Origin of the sequence: Sphingobacterium sp. T2 (assembly GCF_000814685.1) — a bacterium.
In the GTDB taxonomy this organism is placed as follows: Bacteria; Bacteroidota; Bacteroidia; order Sphingobacteriales; family Sphingobacteriaceae; genus Sphingobacterium; species Sphingobacterium thermophilum.
This window is the reverse complement of sequence record NZ_JXAC01000056.1, coordinates 1-6,475: the sequence shown is the minus strand read 5'-3', so window position 1 is coordinate 6,475 and position 6,475 is coordinate 1. Positions and strand designations below refer to the sequence as shown.

7 protein-coding genes are annotated in these 6,475 nt (G+C 41.8%); 2 read left to right on the top strand and 5 right to left on the bottom strand.

The features are described 5' to 3' along the window. Positions 1-73: 73 nt before the first annotated feature. Together SD31_RS21175 and SD31_RS04860 are read left to right on the top strand one after the other, a co-directional pair. Positions 74-148, top strand: a complete 75-nt coding sequence (locus SD31_RS21175) for an arginine deiminase-related protein (RefSeq protein WP_410528234.1) — start codon at positions 74-76, stop codon at positions 146-148. A gap of 91 nt (positions 149-239) precedes the next feature. Continuing rightward, a complete protein-coding gene (locus tag SD31_RS04860) occupies positions 240-1,175 on the top strand; it encodes a hypothetical protein (protein WP_039053317.1) in 936 nt (311 codons plus the stop codon). Positions 1,176-1,253: 78 nt separating this feature from the next. Here SD31_RS04860 and bshC read toward each other — a convergent pair whose 3' ends face one another. The 5 genes from bshC to SD31_RS18450 all read right to left on the bottom strand — a co-directional run bounded on the left by bshC (position 1,254) and on the right by SD31_RS18450 (position 6,356). Further along, complete coding sequence (gene bshC / locus SD31_RS04855; protein ID WP_039053316.1) at positions 1,254-2,843, bottom strand: bacillithiol biosynthesis cysteine-adding enzyme BshC; 1,590 nt, start codon at positions 2,841-2,843, stop codon at positions 1,254-1,256. Between the two features lie 159 nt (positions 2,844-3,002). Continuing rightward, positions 3,003-4,316, bottom strand: a complete 1,314-nt coding sequence (locus tag SD31_RS04850; protein ID WP_039053315.1) for a hypothetical protein — start codon at positions 4,314-4,316, stop codon at positions 3,003-3,005. Positions 4,317-4,394: 78 nt separating this feature from the next. Continuing rightward, positions 4,395-4,940: an NUDIX hydrolase gene (locus tag SD31_RS04845; protein ID WP_039053314.1), complete on the bottom strand. Its 546-nt coding sequence runs from the start codon at positions 4,938-4,940 to the stop codon at positions 4,395-4,397. A gap of 2 nt (positions 4,941-4,942) precedes the next feature. Next, a complete protein-coding gene (locus SD31_RS18455) occupies positions 4,943-5,401 on the bottom strand; it encodes a hypothetical protein (protein WP_052258663.1) in 459 nt (152 codons plus the stop codon). Beyond that, positions 5,361-6,356, bottom strand: a complete 996-nt coding sequence (locus tag SD31_RS18450; RefSeq protein ID WP_231561187.1) for a phospho-sugar mutase — start codon at positions 6,354-6,356, stop codon at positions 5,361-5,363. The genes SD31_RS18455 and SD31_RS18450 overlap by 41 nt, the downstream gene beginning before the upstream one ends. Positions 6,357-6,475: the final 119 nt, after the last annotated feature.

The window sequence follows — 6,475 nt, the reverse complement described above, 5'->3', positions numbered from 1 at the left end:
CGAACAAAGCATATAAACTTTACATCCAAACGAAGCAGAAAAGAATACAACATATCTCTCTTTGGTAAAATAGATCACAGCCCCCATCTATACCATAGAACGGCTCGGGGGCGGCTCACTACGCTGTATGATAGCTGAAATTTTCTAAGCAAATCTTAAGGATTAAGGGGTAACAATTTTATCCAAACCTTTATATAACGGTAAAGAAAGACGTTATTAACCCTTTAAACTTTAAGACTATGAAAAAGATGTTACCAATATTCGGAATTTTATCGCTCTTCATCGGATTTGTCTCTTGTTCTAACGACACCGTGACAGAGCCCATCTATTCTCCATCTGGAGAGGCATTAAAAAATCTTTTTGTAAGCAACCTGGAAGCTATAACGCAAGAAGACGTCTTTGATGCGAGTGAATTATATACGTTCACATCCGAAAAAGGAGTAAAAGTAATAATCAATGGAGCCTGCCTCAAAAAACAAAACGGAGATCCTGTAAGCGGACAGGTACAACTCAAATACATTGAAATTTTCGACAGAGGTACCATGTTGGCTACCAACAAACCTACTGTAGGCCTGCTCAACGGCGAACCTCACCTTTTGACTTCAGGTGGAGAATTTCTGGTAAAAGTATATCAGAATGGAGAAGAGCTAATTACGGACTGTGGGTTTACCATCCATGCTCCTACCAGCATCACTGGCGGTACAGACAACGACATGGAGGTTTTTGCCGGAACTATAGATGCCAACGACAACCTGTTTTGGGAAAATATTACTCAAACTACAGATTTTTGGATAGGCTTCAACCAAGCTTCCAACGAGGAAGCCTACAACGCCTTCGTAAGCAATTTCGAATGGTTTAATTATGACAGATTTGTAGACTTGGGACAAGGTTTCACCTACGTTACCTTTCAGACACCTGTGGGCTTCAACAGCAGCAACAGCTATATCTTCATGGCCGCCAAATCTAATCCACATGCCTTGGCTTATGCCAGCACCAAAATGCCTATAGGAACTGAAGTGTACTATATCTTAGTATCGGAATACAATGGTGGCTTCAAATATGCTGTCAAACCTGTAGCGACAATCTCTCCTAATCAGATTATAACCTTCACTTATGCCGAACTGCAAGACGGAAGCATACAACAGGTTATAAATGCCATCAACAATTTACCTTAATGTTCATACATATTCTACACCTAGCACTACGAGACCCCTTCACTGCTTTGCAGCTGGAGGGGTTCTTCCTTCTTCCTGCTAATATAGAATCGTAAACTTGAATTCCAGAGGGTTAAAATGCTTGATTAGCTCTCTTACCAACTCATCACCATATTTAATATAAAGGGTAGCAAAATTTTCTGATCGCTCCTGCAGCCCCCCATTTGGGAACAGCTTGTCTTTAAGTCTTTCGATCTGAATTAAAGCCTCTTGATGATTACGCTTATCAGCCTTCAGCAGCTTCTTTTCCAAATTATTAATGGCCTTTTTCAGGCGGGCCTTTACCGCATCCGTACTTGGCGCCAGACTAGCATCAATCTTATGGGCACGCAGCTTTATCTTACCGAAGATAGCGTTAAACTCCATCCATTCATCCCTCAAGTTGAGTCTGTGGGTGGTATGCCTACGCACGTATTCATTTTGGAGTGTGGCGGTAGGTTTAAAGATAGATTTAAAGGTAAGGTCTAGACGATAAATCTTACTTGCCACCGTATCATCCGTAATCATTGCCGAATTTCGGGGAACAAGAATAGGGAAAGGAACCTTATACTGATCAAAGTTAGCTTTGAGCTGCAACCAATATACAATCTCAGCTCCCCCTCCGATATATGCTAGATTGGGCAAAATTAACTCTTGATATAGAGGGCGCATGACCACGTTAGGACTGAACCGCTCTGGATGCCTAAAGATTTCAGCCACAAGCTCTTCCTCTGAGAAAAAGATATCTCGATGCAACACCTCATACCTGCCGTCTTCTCCCTTCACAATACGCTCTCTAAATTCATCCGTCAGATAGAAAAAATTGCATTCACGAGCATGTACCTGTGTGCCAAAACCCTTCTCTTCCAGTAGTGTTGAAGTTTTCGATATCGCATGGAAGCTTTTCTCTTTCAGAATATCTTCTTTTATAATCGGAGCGAAAAGCTCTTTGAGCTCTTTACGATCGGCATCGACAATGATTAATCCGTACTCTTTGAATAGAGCGTTTACTAATACACGAGTGGCCTCTGCCAGGCTGCGCCCTCGAAGATAGGCCTCTTCTACAATAGAAGCGAGCTTCGAAGAGTTAGGAGAAAGTCCCAGCATACCAATATATTGACGCACTACGGCCTCCATAGTATCGGTCTTCATTCTTCCGGTAGCTGAAATACCAGGAACATCCCACACTATCTTTTTGTTATAAACCCGCGTATTGTTTATCTCCTCGAAATCATGATCTTCCGTGGCCATCCAATATACGGGCACAAATTCCTTCTCAGGAAACTGCACCTTCAGATCCTTTGCCAGACGAATGGCCGTGACAATCTTAAAGATAAAATATAGAGGTCCGGTAAAAATATTTAGTTGATGTCCTGTCGTAACAGTAAACGTGTTGTCTTGAGCAAGCAACTCTATGTTTTTTGCCACTTCAGGAGAATCCTTCAGCAACTCTCCGTATTGATCTTTTAGGGAGGAAACCAAAAGTTGTCGGTTAGCGAAAGAAGACTTACGTTTCATCTGATCGGCAAAGCCGTCAAAGTTAGGCGCATTGCCATAAAACTCTTTCAGGCCTTCATCTGCAGCCAGATAAGCTAATAACGTTTTCGAAAAACTATTGGTATCCTTATAATCAATGTAAGTTGCTTTCATCCGAAATTTTTATAATCTCAACAAAAGTATAGTGTTTTGGTATAGAATTTACAGAAAATTGCAAAAAGTACTTCTTTCTAGAGAAATTATAGCGAAGATTTGACAAAAAAGCCTTCGAGAGATTATCGTCGAAGGCTTTCTTTTTCAGGGTGAATACCGCTACACGGTCTTCACATATCTTTCGTCATAATTTTCTATATCTACAATGTATTTGTTCTGTATAAGGAAGTCGTATAATGGCTTAGCTTCCTCTGACACTTTAAGATTTTTTGCTGTCACAATCTTATTTTCCTTCTTATTCAGATAAGGATAAGCATATAGCTTTACGTTGGTGCTGAACATACCTGAAATGTAAGACAGCAATTCGTGCGTATAATTATCTTTGTTGTAATTATCCGAATTAAAGATATTTCTGAGGTTGGAAACGTTGGTAGCAATTCCCACATTCCCCGGTTTGAAGTTTTTGAAAAATTCCGCTAAGTGATTATTTCTGCGGAAGTTGGACACCAAAATGTTGTTTCCTGTAGCGCACAGCTCTTCGGCTCTGTCGGCAAAATATTTCAGATCATCGATAGTCAAATCCGATTCTTCATCCAGCACATTGCCCATCAGTACCTCAATAAGTACAACGGTATTTTCCGGCGTTGCCCCTGCATCCCTTTTAAACTGCTCCACAGCAAGATTGAACAGATCGAAGTTAGGCAGCGATTTCTGACGGTATTTGGTTCGCAATACAACGATATTTTTTTTGTATAAGAAATCTTTAATCTGTGCCGCTTTGCCATCCGGCTTAAACAGAGCTGCTTTTGAGAAACCCTTAGCTATAAGATATAAGTTTACCAATCGTTCGTTTACATTTTCGAAAACAGGACCTGTAAGCTTAATAAGGTCTATTTCCACTGCTCCTACGGACAGATTGTCCACCAACGATTCGATCATGGTTTGTGGGTCATGGGCATAATAGTATGCCGCAAAGACAAGGTTAACCCCCAAAATACCAAGCACCTTAGCCTGAAGGCGGTTGTCGGAGTCCAATAAGCGGACGTGCATGATGATATCATTTGTAGGACCTCCCACTTCTGACTGAAAACGTATGCCTAGCCAGCCGTGCGGATCATTGGTTTTTGTAAAGTTTAGGGTGGTTACAGTGTCTGCAAAGGCGAAAAACTTTTTGTCTTTGTATTTATCAGTATTCAGTCTTTCGGTAAGAAGAGAAAATTCGTGTTCTAACATTTTACGAAGACGCGTACGGCTTACATATCGTCCAGATTCTTCTGCCCCGTAAATAGCATCCGAAAAAGCCATGTCGTATGCGGAGATGGTCTTTGCAATAGTCCCCGAAGCAGCCCCCGCCTCAAAGAAATTTCTCGCCACTTCCTGTCCGGCCCCAATCTCTGCAAAAGTTCCATAAATCGCCGGATCAAGGTTAATTTTCAAAGCCTTGCGCTTCGTTTCGAATATCTCTCTTGCCATGGCGCAAAGATAAAAAATAAGCGCCAATTTGTGCTTATCGCAACAAAATATTGCTGTTCCTCAAAAAAAACGATAAGCTTAGTTAAAGTAACCTAGTGTATGGAGAGTATAAAATAGAGCTGAGCAGTGGAGAGACTGGCCAATCTTATTATCCCACAACATCTTTTTAACCTCATCGACTGAAAGTTCCACCACTTCAATATCTTCGGAACTGTCCAGTTGTTGCTCTTGCACCTTCTTACCTCCTTGGAGAAGGTAAGTATAAGTTAAGTTGCCGCTTGTTGCCGGGTTGGCATACAGCTTACAGATATACGTAATAGTATCGAAGGCGTAGCCTGTTTCTTCTAACAACTCTCTTCTGGCCGCCTCTTGTGGATCTTCACCTTCCTCTACGACTCCTGCCGGAAGTTCCAGCATGATTTGCTGAGCGCCATGACGGTATTGCCTCACCATTAAGATTTTTCCATCCTCCGTGAAAGCAACCATATTGACCCAGGAAGGATACTCCAGAACATAATATTCTTCTTTCACGTATCCGTTGGGCAACTGTACTTTATCTACCCGTAAAGTTGCCCAAGGCCGTTGAATAATATATTTAGAATCGAGTATTTTCCACTTCTGCATGCTTATTCTTTCACGATATCAGCCATTATGTTTTCCACCTTTTGTTCCAATTTGGCTGCTACTGACTCATACTGTGATTTATCAAGTAGGCTTTCTTTTACTGAACAATAGAACTTGATCTTTGGTTCTGTTCCCGATGGTCTGGCAGAGATCACATCTCCATCTATCGTAATAAACTGAAGCACGTCGGATTTTGGAAGATCTATCTTTGTGATTTCATTGGAGTTGAGGTTCGTTGCTTCCAAAGCCAGATAGTCCCTAATTTCTGCTACTTTCACCCCACCCAAGATTTCAGGCTTATTTTCACGCAGATTTTTCATCATCTGCTTGATCTCATCGGCCCCTGCTTTCCCTTTTTTGGTAAGTGAAATTAATTTCTCTTTATAAAACCCATATTGAACGTATAAGTCTATAAGCACTTCAAAAAGCGTTTTTCCTTGATTTTTGAAGTAGGCCGTCATCTCTGCAATAAAAGACACAGGCATTGACCGCATCTTTATCTCTTACAAGGTCTCCCACCAAAAATCCATAACTTTCTTCTCCCCCTACGAGATAGTTTTCCTGTCCCAGCTTTTGGGTCATCACCTCCCCGATATATTTAAAACCTGTCAGGGTTTCGTACGACTTCACGTTGAAGCTTTCGCTGATATCCGTAATAAGGTTTGTAGTAACTATGGTTTTAACAATATAATCGTTTTCCTTCAATATACCCTTATCCTTATACGAAGAAAGAACGTAGTACGTCAACAAGCTACCGATCTGGTTGCCGTTGAGCAGCTGGTATTCTCCATTGCTATTGCGTACCGCCACGCCAACGCGGTCGGCGTCAGGGTCTGTAGCCATGATAATATCTGCTCCTACTTCCTGACCTTTTTTCTTAGCAATAGACATAGCTTCTTCCTCTTCCGGATTCGGATACACTACTGTAGGGAAATTGCCATCGGGAGTTGTCTGCTCTTCCACCACCGTAACGTTGGTGAAGCCCCATGTTTTCAACATTTTAGGTACAACAGTGATTCCTGTCCCGTGAATCGGCGAATAAACGATTTTCAAGTCTTTCTGCGCGGCTACCGCCTCAGGATGTATACTCAGACGCTTGTTGGCTTCCACATATATATCATCGAAAGACTCATCTATCAACGTTATGTTCTCCGGAACTCTTTCAAATTTTATTTCCGCAACGGATTGGATGGCATTGACTTCAGCAATGACATTTTTGTCGTGTGGAGGTACCAGCTGTCCGCCATCATTCCAATAAGCCTTATAGCCGTTATATTCCTTCGGATTATGTGAAGCTGTCAACATCACGCCGGCATGGCAACTGTAATGTCTTACGGCAAAAGAAAGCATAGGCGTAGGACGCAGCTGCTCAAATAAAAAGACATGGATACCATTAGCCGAAAAGACAATCGGCAACCAGATGGCCGAAACCTTGCGAATTGTTGCGGCTGTCGTACGATACCGCAACCTTGATCTGTTCGTTCGGAAATTGCTTTTTAAGATAATTGGAAAAGCCACACAAGGACTTTCCAATT

Coding starts and splice junctions, on each gene's coding strand:
- SD31_RS04845 (WP_039053314.1), bottom strand. CDS start 4,940: ATGCAGAAGTGGAAAATACTCGATTCTAAATATATTATTCAACGGCCT.
- bshC (WP_039053316.1), bottom strand. CDS start 2,843: ATGAAAGCAACTTACATTGATTATAAGGATACCAATAGTTTTTCGAAA.
- SD31_RS04860 (WP_039053317.1), top strand. CDS start 240: ATGAAAAAGATGTTACCAATATTCGGAATTTTATCGCTCTTCATCGGA.
- SD31_RS04850 (WP_039053315.1), bottom strand. CDS start 4,316: ATGGCAAGAGAGATATTCGAAACGAAGCGCAAGGCTTTGAAAATTAAC.
- SD31_RS18455 (WP_052258663.1), bottom strand. CDS start 5,401: ATGACGGCCTACTTCAAAAATCAAGGAAAAACGCTTTTTGAAGTGCTT.